Origin of the sequence: Catellatospora sp. TT07R-123 (assembly GCF_018327705.1) — a bacterium.
In the GTDB taxonomy this organism is placed as follows: domain Bacteria; phylum Actinomycetota; class Actinomycetes; order Mycobacteriales; family Micromonosporaceae; genus Catellatospora.
Window position 1 is genome coordinate 2573088 of sequence record NZ_BNEM01000002.1, and the last position, 16693, is coordinate 2589780.

Here is a 16693-nt window from a genome sequence, read left to right on the forward strand (position 1 = left end):
GAGGATCTGACATGATGGCGGCCCTGACCGAGGTGGCGGTGATCCGGGATGTGATTCGCGGAAGTTCCGCGACTCGGCGGCACCGACTTTCATAACAGTTTTCGGGAGCGCCATTGGCGGACAGATGCCCGCACCGCCTCGCAACCCGAACGACTAACTGGACGACGGCGTGCTGGCGGTCCAGGTGTGGGCGCGGTAGCGAAGGCCTGCGCCGGAGTGGGCATCGTAGTCGTCGGAGTAGGGTTCGACGGCCTCGATGCGGTGGACGTCGCAGCCGGTGAACTTGCCGATCATGTCGGCGAGCCGCTGGGTGTTGCCGGTCTGGAGATACCTTCGACCGCCGTCGTGGTAGTTCCAGCCGGCCCGGGAGAAGTACGCGAGCAGCACTTCGGGCCGCCTCCCCGGTGTGGCGGAGCTGCGTGGCGCCGTGCCGGCTGTGCGCTGTCCGCTGGTGTCTGGCGCGCAGCCGCCCGTGGCCATCGCTGCGACGCCGATCACTCCTGCTCCGGTCAGGCGCAGCAGGAGTGATCGGCGTTGAACCGCGAAGTCCGGCGTGTCGTTCACCTCCGGTCGATCATCGGCACATCGGCTGGCCGGTCAGCGCTCGATCATCTCCATTTGCGCGTCGGTGTGGTGGCCACCTTCGGCCGGGGTGAGGCGGTCGAGGACGCCGAGCTGGTCAGCGGTGAGGGTGACCGTGTCGGCGGCGGTGTTCTCCTCGACGCGGTGGACGCGCTTGGTGCCGGGGATGGGAACGATGTCGTCGCCCTTGGCCAGCAGCCAGGCCAGCGCGACCTGAGCCGCGGTGGCGCCGGTCTGCGCGGCGATCGTCTGGACCTCGTCGGCGATGCGCAGGTTGCGCTGGAAGTTCTCGCCGATGAAGCGGGGGCTGGTCTTGCGGAAGTCGGTGTCGTCGAGGCGCGCGACATCCTCCGGGGTGCGCAGGGCGCCGGTGAGGAAGCCCTTGCCCAGCGGCGAGTAGGCGACCAGGCCGATGCCCAGCTCGCGCAGCAGCGGCAGGATCTCCTCCTGGTCGCGGGTCCACAGCGAGTACTCCGACTGCAGGGCGCTGATCGGGTGGACGGCGTGGGCCCGGCGGATGGTGTCGGTCCAGGCTTCGGACAGGCCGATGTGCCGGATCTTGCCTTCGCCGACGAGGTCGGCGAGGGCGCCGACGGTGTCCTCGATCGGTGTGCCCGGGTCGACCCGGTGCTGGTAGTAGAGATCGATGTGATCGGTGCCGAGGCGCCGCAGCGAGCCTTCGACGGCGACGCGGATGTTGGCCGGGCTGCTGTCGCGGGTCCACGGACCGCGGCCGTCGTGCGCGACGAGCCCGAACTTGGTGGCCAGGACCACCTGGTCGCGGCGGCCCTTCAAGGCCCGTCCGACGAGTTCTTCGTTGGTGTACGGGCCGTAGATCTCGGCGGTGTCGATCAGGGTGACGCCGAGGTCGAGGGCCCGGTGAATGGTGCGGATGGACTCGGCGTCGTCGCTGCCGGCGCCGGTGTAGCCGTGGGACATGCCCATCGCGCCCAGCCCGATCCGGGCGACGTCCAGCTTTCCGAGATGTGCGGTACGCATGAGGTTTCCTGCCTGATCGAAGTCGGTGTCGCGGCCGTGGACGGCGTGGCGGGTCAGTCGACGCGGCGACCGTCGAGCCACTTGACCATGGCCGGGTCACGGTGGTCGAAGAACAGGGACTTGCCGGTGTCCAGGCCTGCGATGGCGGTCATCTCGTCGTCGGTGAGGTCGAAGTCGAAGATGTCGAGGTTCTCGGCCATCCGCTCGGGCCGCACCGACTTCGGGATCACCACCACGTCGCGCTGGGTCAACCAGCGCAGGACGACCTGTCCGACCGTCTTGCCGTGCGCGGCGCCGATCCCGGCCAGGACCGGGTTGGTGAACAGGTCGTTCCTGCCCTCGGCGAACGGCCCCCACGATTCGATCTGTACGCCGTACTCGGCCATGACCTGCTGATCGGTGGTGCGCTGGAAGAACGGATGCGTCTCGATCTGGTTGACCGCCGGGGTCACGTCGCTGTTCAGGATGAGGTCGACGAGGCGGTCGGGGTAGAAGTTCGACACGCCGATCGCCCGGCTCAGGCCCTCGCCGTGCAGCTTCTGCATCGCCCGCCACGAGCTGTAGTAGTCGCCCAGCGGCTGGTGGATCAGGTACAGGTCGAGGTAGTCCAGGCCCAGCTTGGCCAGCGACTTGTCGAACTCGCGCCGGGCGGTGTCCTCGCCGGTGTGCTGGATCCACATCTTCGTGGTGACGAACAGCTCCGCGCGCGGGATGCCGCTGGCCGCGATCGCGCGGCCGACGGCCTCCTCGTTGCCGTACGAGGCGGCGGTGTCCAGGGCCCGGTAGCCGGCGGCGAGCGCGTCGGTCACGACCTGCTCGGTGTGCTCATCGGCGACCTGGAAGACGCCGAAGCCCAGGATCGGCATCTGAACGCCGTTGTTGAGCGTGATCAATTGTTTCTGCGCTGCCATCAGAATCTCCTCCGCCGGTGTCAGTGGCCGCCACCAGCCCTGCCAGGCCAGAACACGGTCCTTTTCTGGTGCCGACTTCAGCCAACCGCGTTCCGGCTCGGGTAGGCAGTGACGGTCTTACCCGGTAATGCCAGTCCCTCCCTACCGGCTGGGGCCAGGCCTAGGGTCGAAGGCATGAGCAACAACGACGAGGTCCGCGACTTCCTCACGACCCGTCGTGAGCGTCTCACCCCCGAGCAGGCGGGGGTGCCGTTCTTCGGCGGCCGGCGCCGGGTCAAGGGGCTGCGCCGCGAAGAGGTCGCCATGCTCGCCGGGATGAGCACCGACTACTACACCCGACTGGAACGCGGCAACCTCACCGGCGTCTCCCACCCGGTCCTCGACGCCCTGGCCCGCGCACTGCGACTCGACGAAGCCGAGCGCACCCACCTCTTCGACCTGGCCGAAACCGCCAACACGTCAAACACCGGCCAGACACCTCGGCGCGGGACGAACCGGACGACAGTACGGCCGGGTGTGCAGCGCATCCTGGACACGATCAACGCCCCCGCGTACGTACGCAACGGGCGGATGGACATCCTGGCCACCAACCGGCTCGGACGGGCGCTGTTCGCCGACGCGATCGGCGCGAACGGCGGCTTCAACCTCGCCCGCTTCATGTTCCTCGACGCCCGCGCCCAGGACTTCTACCCCGCCTGGCGCACCGTGGCCGCCGACAGTGTCGCCGCCCTGCGCACGTACGCCGGGCGCAATCCCTACGACCGCGCCCTCACCGACCTGGTCGGCGAACTCAGTACCCGCAGCGAAGCCTTCCGGGCCTGGTGGGCCACCCACAACGTGAAACTGCACCACACCGCGACCAAGACGATGCACCACGCCGTCGCAGGAGACCTCGAACTCACCGGCGAAGCCCTCCAACTGCCCGGCAACCCCGACCTGACGATCATCACCTACACCTGGGAGCCCGCCAGCCCCACCGAACAGGCCCTCGACTTCCTCGCGTCCTGGAACACCGAGTCAGCCGACGGTGGAGACCGTCGGGGCGCGGAGAAACGTCGTGGACAGCCCCGAATCGGCAGATAGCCCGAGTGGGACCGCCAGCCATCGCGATAGACATGTCGCCGACCTGGCAGGCAGCGAATTCGCAGCTCGCAGAGCCTGCCGACGAGTCGGCCGACGCGAGCAGGGGACGCACGACGAGCTCCGTCCTCACCGCGAGCCGGGCGTGGCAACTATCGGCCAGGCCCGTTCAGGCCAGCCGCGAACTGATGACGCGGCCCCCGTATGCCATGAGGCTCTTCGACAGGAAGCCCACGGAATCCAATGTCGAAGGGTTGCAATGAACCGGATGCGTCAAGGCCGTGCGCCGAGCGGGGCGATGATCACCCATATGGCCGGGGCCGTAGGTCTGCTCACCATCGCGTCCATGCTGACCGCGCTGCCGTCGGCGGCGTCGGCGGCAGCGGCAGCACCGAGCGCAGCGATCGCCTGCCCGGCGTCGGCGCCCGACAGGCACGCGGCGGACCGCGCGGCCGCGACGTGTGGCGCGCGGGTGGAGATCATGGCGGCACGCAGCGAGATCGGTCAGGGATTCGCCAACCCGGACGGCACGACCACGCTGGTCACCGGCGCGTCACCGCGCTGGGTCCACCGCGCCGACGGCTCCTGGGCCGACATCGACCCCACGCTGACGGTGGCGTCGGACGGCTCGATCACGCCGCGGGCGATCTCGACTGACGTCCGCTTCTCGGCGGGCGGGGCGGGCCCGATGGTGACGCTGAAGGCGCGCGGCAAGAACTTCACGATGGCGTGGCCGGGCAAGCTCCCGGCGCCGACGATCGAGGGCGCCACGGCGCGGTATGCCGACGTGCTGCCCGGGGTCGACCTGGCGCTGACGGCCAACGCCACCGGCTTCCAGCACGTTCTCATCGTGAAGAACGCCGCGGCGGCGGCAAACCCGGCGCTGAAGAAGATCCGTTTCCGGGTCGGCGGGGACGTGAAGGCGAAGCGCACGCCCGACGGCCGGGTGGGCTTCACCGACGCGTCCAGCAAGGAGGTCGCCGCCACGGCGGCGGCGTCGGTCTGGGACTCCTCGATCGACCCGGCGGCGGTCGGTGAGGTCCTGCCGGGCGTCTCGGCGGCGAGCATCGCCGCCCACCCGTCGGAGGAGATGGTCTCCACCGTGGCCCGGCCGGGCCTGTCGGCGCGGTCCAGCCAGCTCTCCGTCGGCGTCGCCGCCTCGGGCGAGCTGGAGCTCACGCCGGACCAGGCGATGCTGTCCAGCTCGAAGACGGTCTACCCGGTCTACATCGACCCGGCGATCGGCCCGGGCGCGTACAAGTGGGCGTACTCCAACAACATCAACTCGAACTGGGACGTCGGCAACCTGGGCTGGGTGGGCCGCAACACCTACGACGGCGCCCTCTACCGGTCGTACTTCGACTTCGCCACCTCGTCGGGGTCGCTGTCGTGGGCGGGCAGCAACCACAAGATCCTCGGCGCCTCCATGAACATCTGGGTCTACCACACGTGGTCGTGCGGGGACACCAACTCGTACATGTTCCGGCCGACGGGCGGCACGATCACCTCGGGCAACGCCGGCCGGATGGACTGGGGCACACGGCCGCTCGGGGCGAGTGCGATCTACCTCGCCGTGGCAGGCTCGCACGCGAACAAGGCGGGTGGCTGCGGGAGCAACCAGCCCGACTACCTGGCCTCGTTCGCCAGCGGCACGCTGAACGCCGACCTGCAGGCCGTGGCGAACGCCGCCTGGGGCACCTACCCGGTCGGCCTGTGCGCCTGCGACAGCGGCGGCGGCGGCGAGAGCACCTCGGACCGGTGGAAGAAGTACTACACCAACTCGAACTGGGGCAGCCACGACTGGCCGGCGCTGTCGGTCACGTACGACACCGTGCCGACCGCGCCGAGCAACCTGAACGTGTCCGGTGTCGCCTGCGGCGGCGTGGTGGGCACGACGTCGCCGGTGCTGTCGGCCACCTACAACGACGCCGACGGCGCGGACACCCTGTCGGCCACGTTCGCGTGGAAGGACAACGCGGTCGGCACGGTCACGAACGTCGCCGGGCCGTCGAAGCCGGCCGGCAACGTCGGCTCGACCACGCTCGCGCTCGGCGCCGGCGCCGAGGGTCACACGTACTCATATCAGGTGGTCACCAGCGACGGGTACTACTCGTCGCCGTGGTCGAGCTGGTGCGACTTCACCGTCAACGCCTCACCTCCGCCGCAGCCGGTGGTGACCTCGGTCGCCTACCCGGCGGGCACGACCGCCCACGGCGGCCCCGGCGTCTCCGGTGACTTCAAGTTCAGCGTCTCCGGGACCACGGGCCAGGACGTCACGTCCTACGCGTACGGCTGGACGGACCCGCCCACCAGCACCGTGACCGTCGCGGCGGGCCAGCCCTCGCCGGTGTTCCAGCTGACGCCGCCGCGCTACGGCCAGAACACCCTCTACGTGTACGCCAAGGACCCGGCCGGCACGCCCGGCCCCACCAAGGCGTACCTGTTCACCGTCGGCGCGCCGTCAGCGGCGATCGCCAACCTGCCGCTCGACGACATCCGCGCGCACAACTGGACCGACCAGGTCAGCGGCACCCCGCTGACGCTGAGCAACCCGGCGCCGACCTGGAAGCCGGACTCGCGGATCGTGGGCGCCAACGGATCGCACTTCGACAGCGGCCAGTCCGCCACCGAGACCGTGGCGGGCCTGGACACGGCGAAGTCGTTCAGCGTCTCGGCCTGGCTGAAGCCGACGAACATCCGTACCGGCAACATGACCGCCATCGGCCAGGACACCGACGTCCCCAGCGGGGCCGGCGGCTTCTACCTCGGCCTGCGCTACACGGGCTCGCCGTCGACGCCGCACTGGTCGTTCATGATGATGAACACGAGCGCCACGACCAGCAGCGGCGTGGCCGCGTACAGCCCGGCCACGTTCACGACCGCGGACCTGAACCGGTGGGCGCACCTCACCGCCGTCTACGACGCCAGCGAGAAGATCATGCGGCTGTACGTCAACGGCGCGCTCGTGGGCGAGTCGCCGCGGGCGGCGGCGCCCTGGACGGCGGTCGGCCCGCTGAGCCTCGGGCGAGGCTGGTGGAACGGCGGTTCCTCGGACGCGTTCGACGGCGACATCTCGGATGTGCGGGTCTGGAACCGGGCGATCACGATCGACGACCTCACCGGTACGGACGCCGACGCGGCCAAGGGCATTCCCGCGCAGCAGGGCATCCTGGCCCCGGTCGAGGTCGGCAACTGGGACTTCAACGGCGGCTCGTCGTGCTACTGCGACAACGTGCTGGACACGGCGTACTTCGGCCGGCAGCTGACCCTGGACGCGGGGTGGGCCGGCGCGCCACCGACGTCGGCCTTCGCCCAGGGCGGCCATGACGGCAACGACATGCTGCAACTGGACGGCATCGCGGGCGGGGCGACGACGTCGACCCGGGTGCTCAAGACCGACGATTCGCTGTCGGTGTCGGCGTGGGTCTACCTCACCCGCGGCGGGGCGATCGACCAGGTGATCCTGCAGCAGGGCGACACCGTCGGCTCGGCGATGAAGCTCCTCTACAGCAACTCCGGCAAGTGGGCCGTCTCCATCACCAACCCGAACGGGACCGGCGGCCTCAACTGGTTCGGCGCCGACTCGAACGCCCCCGCCGCGCTCAACACCTGGGTGCACCTGGTCGGCACGTTCAACGCCGGCACCGGCAGGGTGACCCTCTACGTGAACGGTGTCGCGCAGACGAACCAGCCGACCGGGGCGACCGGCTGGGACTCCACCGGTGCGCTCCGGGTCGGCACGATGATCACGAACGCCTTCTTCCAGGGCAACATCGACCAGGTCCGCGTCTTCCAGGGTGCGCTGAACGCCCGGGAGGTGACGGGCATCTACAACGCCGGCTGAGACCGGGGCCGGGGCTTCCCCGGCGGTAGACGAAGCCGCGGGCGATCTCTTCCGGGTCGCCCGCGGCTTCGTCCCATCGCTTCGGCACGAGACCACGGCGAATCCGTTGCGGCATAAGGCGGGTATCCGCCACCGGCCGTGATTGCCCCACGGGTTCGGAACGTCTAACTTGGACGCAGCTCGATACATACGGGGATGGCGGGCCGCGATGGTGATCAGTAGAAGAGCCGTACTGGGAGCGGCGATGGGGGCCACGGCCTCCGCGCTGGCCGGGTGCACGGAGGAGTCGCCGACGCCGTCCCGGCCGTCCGCGAGCACGTCGCCTGTCGCCACTTCGCCGCCGACTTCGGCACCGACCCCTTCGCCGACGGCGACGTTGATCGGCGACGGCAGCACCCAGGACACCGGCCCCCAGCCGAACCAGCCGAGCCCGCAACGCCTCGGGCCGGGCGAGGCGCCGCCGCAGTTCGTGGTCATGTCCTGGGACGGCGCCGGGTCGGCCCAGCTGTTCACCCGCTTCCGCGGCCTGGCGCACGAGCTGAACGGCGCGATGACGTTCTTCCTGTCCGGGATCTACACGCTCCCCGAACGAAAGCGGAGCTTCTACCGGCCGCCGCGCCACCCGGTCGGTGCCTCCTCACTCGGGTTCCTGTCGGACCGGGCGGTGCACGGCGCCATCGAGCAGGTCGGTCTCGCCTGGCGCGAGGGCCACGAGATCGGCACCCATTTCAACGGCCACTTCTGCGGTCCCGGCGGAGTGTCCGACTGGTCGCCCGACGACTGGGACAGTGAGATCGACCAGGCTGTCGCCATGGTGTCCCAGTGGCGGACGAACACCGGGTTCACCGATCTGCCGCCGCTGCCGTTCGACTACGCGAAAGAGCTGATCGGCGGCCGTACGCCCTGCCTGGAAGGACAGGCGAACCTGCTGAAGGCGAAGCGGGTCCGACAGTGGCGCTACGACAGTTCGGGGACCGGGATCCAGATCTGGCCGTCGAAGTTCCGCAACGGGCTCTGGAACCTGCCGATGCAGCAGATCCCGTTCCCGGGGCACAGCTTCGAAGTCCTCGCGATGGACTACAACATGATGTTCAACCAGTCGCGCACCCCCAGCGGCGGCGACGCCAGCAAGCGGCCGACCTGGTACAAGCAGGCCCGTGACGCGTACCTCGCCGGCTTCCGGCGCGCCTACACCGGCAACCGCGCACCGCTGATCATCGGTAACCACTTCGAGCGGTGGAACGGCGGCATCTACATGGACGCGGTCACCGACGCGGTGCGTGAGATGGCCCAGCACGACTCGGTGCGGTTCGTCTCGTTCCGGCAGCTGGTCGAATGGCTCGACGTGCAGACCCCCGCGGTCCTCGCCAGGCTCCGCACACTGCCGGTCGGCCACAAGCCGGCCGGCGGCTGGGCGGAGTTCCTCGGCGCCGTCTGAGACGGTTCGCCAACAGGCCGGCCGGGTCCCGTCCGGCCGCGAGCGCGCCCGGGCCGAGGAGCACGTCTCGGTACGGTTGCTCCCTCCGCCCGGCCGGGCGCTCCCCGCGGATTCGGACAGGTATTCAGTGGTGTCAATGGGTGTCTATAGTGGCATCCACTGATTTCTATCGCTAGGAGGCGGTAGTGAAGACACAACGGCGCCTGTCCCGAGGCCCGCGATCGACGCTGATCACGGCGGTGGCCGTCGCGTGCAGCCTGCTGACGGGCACGCAGGCGGCCCTGGCGGCACCAGCCGCGCCGGGTGCTCCCGCCCATTCCGGTATGACCGGGGTGTTCGCGGACACCCCGCAGGCCAAAGCACAGCGGCCGACTCAGGTCTTCGACCCGCAGGTGAAGCTTCCGCAGCCGCTGACCATCCCGGGTACGGGCGAGACGTTCGCGCCGCTCACCTCGCCGCTCAAACCCGTCGAACCCGCCGCCCTTCCCGGAGCGGCCACGGGGAGCGGGCCCGCACTCATGCGGGACGCGAAGATCACCGCGGCGTCTCCTTCGAACTCCAGCGGCGGCACCAACGGCAACGGGACGCAGGCTGGGGCCGTCTGCGAGCCGAGCATCTACGGCAGCACCTACGTGGGCAGCAACTCGGCGATCGGCCCCTACTCCGACACGGTCTATACGGCCGGCATCTCGTGCAACTTCGTACTTCGGTACATGTCCGGCGTCTCCTCGGTCGTCGACTGGACCCCGCACTACGAGGGCCAGACCGGGTACGTCGGCACCTCCTTCGGGGGCACCGGAAGCTCCGGGGCAAGCCAGGGGTCCTTCGAGAACCAGGGCGACCTGTATGACGGCGGCCGCTCCGTGGAGATCATCCTCGACGTCTACATGAACACCGGCGCGGCGACCTGGGGGGCCTGCAACCCGATCCCGGGCCTGCGGTACCTGCTCTGCGCCGGTCTGGGCACCCCCACCCTGCACGTCATCGTGGGAACCGGGGCCTTCTCGACCGGACTGCAGGCACCGGTGGCGCGCTGGGCGGCACTGGGCGACTCCTACTCGTCGGGGACCGGCGCCTCCACCTACCTGGGCGCGCCGAACCCGCCCGGGTGCCGGCGCAGCCTCGACACCTACTCCTACCGGATGGGCGGCGGCGGGCTGCCGATCGGCGACCACGGTGAGCGGATCTCCATCGACACGCCGAACCTGAAGGCCTGCCACGGCGCCAGGTTCACCGATTTCTTCTTCCCCCAGACAGACGCCGGCGCGGAAGCGAGACAGCTGGACTACGTGACCCGGCGCACCCGGCTGGTGACCCTGACCCTGGGCGGCAACGACGTCGGCTTCGCGCCGAGGCTCAGGGCCTGCGTCACCGGCGACTGCTCGGCAGCCCCGCTCGTCACCGCGCAGGAGGCGGCCGCCCTCCAGGAAGACCTGATCAGGCTCTACCGGACGATCCGATCTCAGATGAGGAACAACAGTCTGCTGGTCGTGCTGAGCTACCCGGCCTTCCTTCCCAATCCGGATGACTCAGCGGATCCCCAGCCGTCGTTCACCCGGTGTCCCGTCGTGAACTCGCAGATCACCACCGCCGAGCTGAGGCGGATCTATGAGGCGGCCACGCTGGTCGACAACGTCGTCAGCGGTGCGGTCACCCGGCTCGGCGACTCGGGCGTGAAGTTCGTGAACCTGCTGGAAGCGTTCCGCGGCCACCGGATCTGCAGCGACGACACCTGGGCCAACGGCGTCAACCTGGCTGACGTCCCAGAAACCTTCCACCCCAACAACCCTGGCTACGTCGAGATGGCAAGCCAGCTGATCAGGCAGGCGGGGATCGGCACCTAACCGCATCCTCACGACGATGGGCCGGGCATCCCGTCATCCAGGTGCCCGGCCATCAATGCCACCGCTGAACGCGCCGGCCTTGCGGGGTGAACGCATGACCATCACGATGTCGCCCCGTACGCAGCGCCGGCCCCCATCGGTTGCTCGGCGGCCGTACCCTGCACGCCATGGTTGCGAGGACGCGGGTGATCCGGTCGGCGACGGCGATGATCGTCGGTTCGCTGCTGCTGGCTGGCATGATCGTGGCGCCCCCAGGGGTCTACCACCTGACCGGCTCGCTGGTCGCCGGGCTCGTCTGCCTGGTGGTGGCGCTCATGGCCGGTGCCGTCGTGTTCACCCTGATGTCGCAGAACAAGCTCACCTACGGCCCGGCCGGCCTGTACGTCATGAGCGAAGACGGCAGCCACACCCTGGCCTGGGACGACATCGACCGCTTCGACTTCGGCAGGTGGGTGTCCGGCGACAAGCGCCGTCCCGACCTCGTACGCGGCATGGTGATCCACCTCAAGTCCGGCGGTCAGGTGCTCGTCGACTGGATCAACACCAAGCGCACCATCCGGCAGCTCAACGACGCCCTGGCCCGATACTCGGGCCGTCCCGCGCCCGACCTCACACCCGAGCCCGCCCGCCCGGGATCCAAGCTGACCTTCGTGGGCGTCCTGACCGCGTTCAACATCGTCGTCCTGTGGCTGATGGGGCGGGTGCCGGTGCTGTTCCTCGTCGCCATCGTCGTCGACGTCCTCGCGGTGTGCGTGTACATGGGCGTCAGCATGTCCCGGCGCGACTGAGCGGCGTGAGCACCGGCAGGTCGTCGACGCGAACTGCCGGTCAAGCGCCTGCCGCAGGTCACGGTCGCCTCGGTGGCGGCGGAAGCGGCACGGTCTTCGGGTGACCGACGACGAGATCATCGAAGGTGCCGTCCGTTCCGTGGCCGAACGGCAGGCAGGCCACGTACGGGGTACCCGTCACGTGGCCTGTCTGTTCGTGCTGGAGACGGCCGGTGGGCTTCAGCCGGTCGGCCCCGATCCCCGGCCCTGGTCGGGGCCGGGGACCGGGGGTCAGGTGGTGGACGTCAGGCCGCCGGTCACGCCGGGGACAGGGCCTCGGCGTAGTCGTAGAGGCTCTTGATGTCGTTGTCGAAGTAGGGGCCGTCGAACTCGCCGTTGCCCGGGTTGTCGCCGTGGCTCACGACGCTGTTGATGTAGCCGTACCCGGTCGCGTCGTTGTACTCCTGCAGCCATGGACCGCCGCTGGAGCCGTAGGTCATCGGGCAGGTCATCCGGATGACCTCGTCGTGGCCGTGCCAGGTGCCGCTCTGGCAGAACCACTGGATCTCGCCGCCGCCGAGGTTGGACGGGTAGCCGATCGCGGTCATGTACGGGCCGTAGCCCCAGTTCCACCGGAGGCCGTGGCCGCCGACGGTGTCGACGACCTTGAGGCCCCAGTAGCCGCCGTTGTTCATGATGACGACGGCCATGTCCTCGTTGTAGCTGGCGCTGTTGACCCACGCGGTACGGGTCGCCACCGTGTAGGCCGCGAAGGACCCCCACGGCTGGCTGCCGCTGCGGTACTGCGGGACGAACACCCAGTTGCCGTACCAGGAGCCGCCGGCGCCGCCGCTGTGCACGCAGTGCCCCGCGGTCATCACCAGCCGGCGCTTGCCGCTGGAGACCGTGCTGGCCGAGCACGACGAGCCGCCCCAGGGCGTGTTGAAGTACAGCTTGCCGATGGCCAGCGACTCGTTGAGCATGAGCCCGGCGCGGTCGATCGTGCTGCTCGGCGCGGCCGGGGCGATCGTGCCGGCGGGCCCGGTCGGCCTGGGCACGGTGGTCGACGCCTCACCGGACGCCTTGGGCCGGACGAAGTCCAGGTCGACGGCGGCCGCCATGCGCTCCGGCGTCCAGTACGCGACGACCTCCTTGGCGGTCGCCTCGTCGGTGACGGGGCGGCCGTCGAGGGTGCGGTTCACGGCGGTGGTGTTGCCGCTGCGGTCGGCGGTGGTCGACTGCGCAGCCGAGGCAGTCGTCCCGCCGGCCAGCACGAGCACGGCCGCCAGGCCGGTCGCGACTGACCATTTCGAGGTGATTGACACTAGACATCCCTTCTGTGGGGAGCTGGGGTAGGTCACAGCGTTATCGATACACCTGAATGTGTCAACGCTTATCAAACGACCACGTCCCTCGATGTGGAATGATGAATGCCGATGGAAGCCGCATATGAGAAGAGTGAGGATCACCGGTCATCCCCCGCGGCGAGGCGCCATCGTCCATTGCGGTACAGGCAGACTGGAATGCGCTATCGCATAGTCATGGACGACGACTGCGGCGATCCCGCGCAATGGCATCGGCGGCCGGGAACACGGCTGGCGGGCGCCGCTTCGGAGTAGCCGTACTCACAGGTCAGTCCCGCTTCCGGCCATGCGGGTGACGTTCGACAGGGCGCAATCGAGTCGGGCGACAACGCGCCTATCCCAGGACGTCCCGGCGGATGCCGCACGGATGGAGCGGGCGACTGGCCGCACGCCGACGGGCGACCCGGCGGCAGCTCGGGCCACCGGAACTCGACAGCGCGGACGGGTGCCGCATCCACCAGGGAGAGGTGACCAGGCACAGGAAGCGTGGTCATGCGGACTCACTCCCGGTGGCCTGGACGAATTCGGTGTCCGATGTGGACTGAAGAGTCGGCGACGACTGCCGGCTCCGCGGAGGCGTCTCCTCCGAGAGGATCACCCTGCGTATGCGGAAGAGCACGCTGAGGGCCATCCGGTCGGTGTCCGGAATCATCCGCCCACATCGACTTCGCCGGCCCCCCAACGAGCGGCGCCCATGCCTACGATCTCGTGATGGCGGACTCTCCCATCCTCGGGCTCTACGACACCCTGCTGACCCAGCGGCTCAACGAGCAGGTCGATCAGTGGCGCGCCGCCGGGCACGTGGTCCACGTCGACGGCATCGACGAAGCCGACGCTGCGCACCTGCTGGGCCGCTACATCGGTGAAGCCGCCGCACGCGCCCTCGCCGCTCTGCGGGGCACCGACGCACAGGTCGAGTTCGCCAATCAACTGCTCCGCACCTTCGCCGACCCCGAGCTGGTCCACGCCGGGCCGGGCAAGCTGCTCGCGATCACGGCCGGAGAGCCGGGCGCCCAGCCGCCGGTGCGGCCGTCGACGGCCCTGGCTGAGGCCGCGCTGCTCACCAATGCCCGGGAGGATCCGCACCTCGCGCACGAGCTCGCCGCCGAGCTGGCTAGTGCCAACGGCGTCGACCTGCTCTGCGCGTTCGTCAAATGGTCCGGGCTGCGCATCCTGGAGCAGCGGATGGAGCAGTTGCAGCGGCGCGGTGTGCCGCTGCGGGTGATCACCACGACGTACATGGGAGCTACTGAGCGCCGCGCCCTGGACCGGCTGGTCAACGACTTCGGCGCTCAGGTGAAGATCAGCTACGAGCAGAACTCGACCCGCCTGCATGCCAAGGCCTGGCTGCTGCGCCGGGACACGGGCTTCGACACGGCGTACGTCGGCAGCTCGAACCTGTCCGCGGCTGCCCTGCTCGACGGCCTGGAGTGGAACGTCCGCCTGTCGGCGGTCACCACGCCACGGCTGCTGGAGAAGTTCCGCGCGACCTTCGACTCCTACTGGGACCGCACCGAGTTCGAGCTGTACGACCCGGCCGAGCATGCGCAGCGGCTGGATGAGGCGCTGGCCGTCACCACGTCCACCAAGCGACGGCTGATCGACGTGCCGGCCCTGGTGCCGCACCCGTACCCGCATCAGCGCGAAATGCTGGAAGACCTCGACCTCGAACGCACCGCACACGACCGGCACCGCAACCTGCTTGTCGCCGCGACCGGCACCGGCAAGACTGTCACCGCCGCGTTCGACTACCGCAACCTGCAGCAGCGGCTCGGCAGGCTGCCCAGCCTGCTGTTCGTCGCACACCGGCGGGAGATCCTGGACCAGGCGCTGCACACCTACCGGCAGGTCCTCGCCCGGCCCACGTTCGGGGAGCTGCACGTCGGCGACGACCGCACCCGCGAATGGCACCACGTCTTCGCCTCGGTGCAGTCCCTGCACCGCAATATCGCCGACCTCGCGCCGGAACACTTCGACGTCGTGGTCATCGACGAGTTCCACCATGCTCATGCGCCGACCTACCGGCGCATCCTCGACCACCTGCGGCCGCAGGAACTGCTCGGGCTGACCGCCACACCGGAACGGGCCGATGGCACCTGGGTGCAGGACGAGTTCTTCGACCGGCACATCTCCGCCGAGCTGCGCCTCTGGGACGCACTGCATGCCGACCTGCTGTGCCCGTTCCACTACTTCGGCATCAACGACGAGACCGACCTCACCCGCCTGGAATGGGTACGGGGCGCCTACGACAGCGACGCCCTCGACGCTGCGTACACCGGCAACAAGGATCGCGCCCGGCTGGTCTTCAACGCGGTGCGGGACAAGGTCAGTGATCTTGGAGCGGTACGCGGTCTGGGGTTCTGCGTCTCGGTGCAGCACGCGCGGTTCATGGCCGAGTTCTTCACCAGCCACGGCGTCCTGTCGCGTGCCGTCGACGGCACCACATCGGTCGACCAGCGGCGCGAGGCCCTCGACGACCTGCGGGCGGGGCGGGTCACGTTCCTGTTCGCGGTGGACCTTTTCAACGAGGGCCTGGACATCCCGGATATCAACACGATCCTGATGCTGCGGCCGACGCAGAGCGCCACGGTGTTCTTGCAGCAGCTCGGGCGTGGTCTGCGGCGTACGCCGGAGAAGGATGTGCTGACCGTGTTGGACTTCGTCGGCCAGCACCGCGCCGAGTTCCGGCTGGAGAACCGCTTCCAGGCGCTGACCGGGCTGTTCCGCGGCCGCCTCGAAGACGACGTCGCGAAGGACTTCCCGAGGCTGCCGCCCGGCTGCCAGGTGGTGCTCGACCGGATCGCCAAGGAACGCCTGCTCAGCAGCCTCCAGGAGCACCTGAGCGTCAAGGCCGCCGTGCTGGTGCAGGAGCTGCGCAGGTACGCGCAGCCCAAGCTCGCCGACTACCTGGAGGCCAGCGGGCGTGACATCGTCGACGTCTACCGGCGCGAGCGTTACTGGACCTTGCTGCTGCGGCGCAGCGGCCTGCTTCCCGGCGAAGGTTCTGAGCTGGAGCACACCGTCGGACGGCGGTTGCGGGCGTTCCTACACGTGGACGACGAGCCCCGAGCGGCAGCGTATGCGCAGCTGGCGACCGCTTCAGCGCCGTACGCAGACCTGTCCCCCGTCGAGCAGGCGTTCGCTCGGATGCTGGTCTTCTCGATCTGGCGTGACGGGGACGACTTCGCCGACTATGACGAGGCGCTGAGCCGGCTCCGCAGCGAGAGGTATGTACGCGACGAACTGCGCCAGATCGTCGCGTACACGGCGGACCGGCCGCGGCGGGTAGCCAAGCCGCTGACCGAGGCGCTGTCGCAGGTGCCGCTGACGGTCAACGCTCGCTACTCCACCGATGAGATCCTGGCCGCGCTGGGGTGGGCGGAGCTCGGACGGCGGGTCCCCGCACACATGCAGAGCGGTGTCGCCTGGGCGCCGGCGACCCAGTGTGACGCGCTGCTGGTGACCCTGCGCAAGAACGAGAAGGAGTTCTCGCCGCAAACGATGTACCGCGACTACGCGCTGACCCCGGAGCTGTTCCACTGGGAGTCACAGAACAGCACGTCGGGGACCTCGTCGGTCGGGGTGCGCTATCGCCACCACGCGCAGCTGGGCAGCCACATCCTGCTGTTCACCCGCGAAAGCAAGTCCACCGAGGCAGGGCACCCGGAGCCGTACGTATTCCACGGCACGGCTCAGTATGTCGATCATCGCGGCGAGAAGCCGATGGCGGTCACCTGGCGGCTGGACGAACCCATGCCGGAGGAGCTGTTCCGGCGCGCGGCCGTCGCAGCCTGATGCTCCGTCAGCCGGGCCGCCCCCGGCGCGGTTCGAGCGCGGCCGATGCCTACCGGCCGAGGCGGCTCG

The 16693-nt window shown here is 69.3% G+C and carries 10 protein-coding genes; 6 read left to right on the forward strand and 4 right to left on the reverse strand.

Annotated elements, in window-relative coordinates:
• Window positions 1–153 precede the first annotated feature (153 nt).
• Genes Cs7R123_RS31290 through Cs7R123_RS31300 form a run of 3 tightly spaced genes read right to left on the reverse strand, consistent with a single transcriptional unit; the run spans window position 154 to window position 2492 of the window.
• Window positions 154–564: a hypothetical protein gene (locus Cs7R123_RS31290; RefSeq protein ID WP_212831823.1), complete on the reverse strand. Its 411-nt coding sequence runs from the start codon at window positions 562–564 to the stop codon at window positions 154–156.
• Between the two features lie 33 nt (window positions 565–597).
• Window positions 598–1581, reverse strand: a complete 984-nt coding sequence (locus Cs7R123_RS31295) for an aldo/keto reductase (protein WP_212831825.1) — start codon at window positions 1579–1581, stop codon at window positions 598–600.
• A 53-nt stretch (window positions 1582–1634) separates the two neighbouring features.
• On the reverse strand, window positions 1635–2492 hold the full coding sequence (locus Cs7R123_RS31300) for an aldo/keto reductase (protein ID WP_244872255.1): 858 nt from the start codon (window positions 2490–2492) through the stop codon (window positions 1635–1637).
• Window positions 2493–2666: 174 nt separating this feature from the next.
• Between Cs7R123_RS31300 and Cs7R123_RS31305 the strand changes: the two genes are divergently transcribed.
• The 5 genes from Cs7R123_RS31305 (at window position 2667) to Cs7R123_RS31325 (ending at window position 11486) form a co-directional block, all read left to right on the forward strand.
• Window positions 2667–3575: a helix-turn-helix transcriptional regulator gene (locus tag Cs7R123_RS31305; protein ID WP_212831826.1), complete on the forward strand. Its 909-nt coding sequence runs from the start codon at window positions 2667–2669 to the stop codon at window positions 3573–3575.
• Between the two features lie 307 nt (window positions 3576–3882).
• On the forward strand, window positions 3883–7416 hold the full coding sequence (locus Cs7R123_RS31310) for a LamG domain-containing protein (RefSeq protein ID WP_212831829.1): 3534 nt from the start codon (window positions 3883–3885) through the stop codon (window positions 7414–7416).
• 244 nt (window positions 7417–7660) lie between these two features.
• The gene (locus tag Cs7R123_RS31315) at window positions 7661–8854 is read left to right on the forward strand and encodes a hypothetical protein (RefSeq protein WP_212831830.1); all 1194 of its coding nucleotides are present in this window, start codon (window positions 7661–7663) and stop codon (window positions 8852–8854) included.
• A gap of 185 nt (window positions 8855–9039) precedes the next feature.
• The gene (locus Cs7R123_RS31320) at window positions 9040–10698 is read left to right on the forward strand and encodes an SGNH/GDSL hydrolase family protein (RefSeq protein ID WP_212831832.1); all 1659 of its coding nucleotides are present in this window, start codon (window positions 9040–9042) and stop codon (window positions 10696–10698) included.
• A 167-nt stretch (window positions 10699–10865) separates the two neighbouring features.
• Window positions 10866–11486, forward strand: a complete 621-nt coding sequence (locus tag Cs7R123_RS31325; RefSeq protein WP_212831833.1) for a hypothetical protein — start codon at window positions 10866–10868, stop codon at window positions 11484–11486.
• Window positions 11487–11782: 296 nt separating this feature from the next.
• On the opposite strand, the gene Cs7R123_RS31330 is transcribed toward Cs7R123_RS31325, so the two are convergent.
• On the reverse strand, window positions 11783–12790 hold the full coding sequence (locus Cs7R123_RS31330) for a serine protease (RefSeq protein WP_244872256.1): 1008 nt from the start codon (window positions 12788–12790) through the stop codon (window positions 11783–11785).
• A 750-nt stretch (window positions 12791–13540) separates the two neighbouring features.
• Between Cs7R123_RS31330 and Cs7R123_RS31335 the strand changes: the two genes are divergently transcribed.
• Complete coding sequence (locus Cs7R123_RS31335) at window positions 13541–16624, forward strand: DUF3427 domain-containing protein (RefSeq protein ID WP_212831844.1); 3084 nt, start codon at window positions 13541–13543, stop codon at window positions 16622–16624.
• Window positions 16625–16693 lie beyond the last annotated feature (69 nt).

What these genes read in the sequence shown, in the direction of transcription:
- Cs7R123_RS31295 (WP_212831825.1), bottom strand. Translation starts at nt 1,581, where the DNA reads ATGCGTACCGCACATCTCGGAAAGCTGGACGTCGCCCGGATCGGGCTG.
- Cs7R123_RS31300 (WP_244872255.1), bottom strand. Translation starts at nt 2,492, where the DNA reads ATGGCAGCGCAGAAACAATTGATCACGCTCAACAACGGCGTTCAGATG.
- Cs7R123_RS31305 (WP_212831826.1), top strand. Translation starts at nt 2,667, where the DNA reads ATGAGCAACAACGACGAGGTCCGCGACTTCCTCACGACCCGTCGTGAG.
- Cs7R123_RS31310 (WP_212831829.1), top strand. Translation starts at nt 3,883, where the DNA reads ATGGCCGGGGCCGTAGGTCTGCTCACCATCGCGTCCATGCTGACCGCG.
- Cs7R123_RS31315 (WP_212831830.1), top strand. Translation starts at nt 7,661, where the DNA reads ATGGGGGCCACGGCCTCCGCGCTGGCCGGGTGCACGGAGGAGTCGCCG.
- Cs7R123_RS31325 (WP_212831833.1), top strand. Translation starts at nt 10,866, where the DNA reads ATGGTTGCGAGGACGCGGGTGATCCGGTCGGCGACGGCGATGATCGTC.
- Cs7R123_RS31335 (WP_212831844.1), top strand. Translation starts at nt 13,541, where the DNA reads ATGGCGGACTCTCCCATCCTCGGGCTCTACGACACCCTGCTGACCCAG.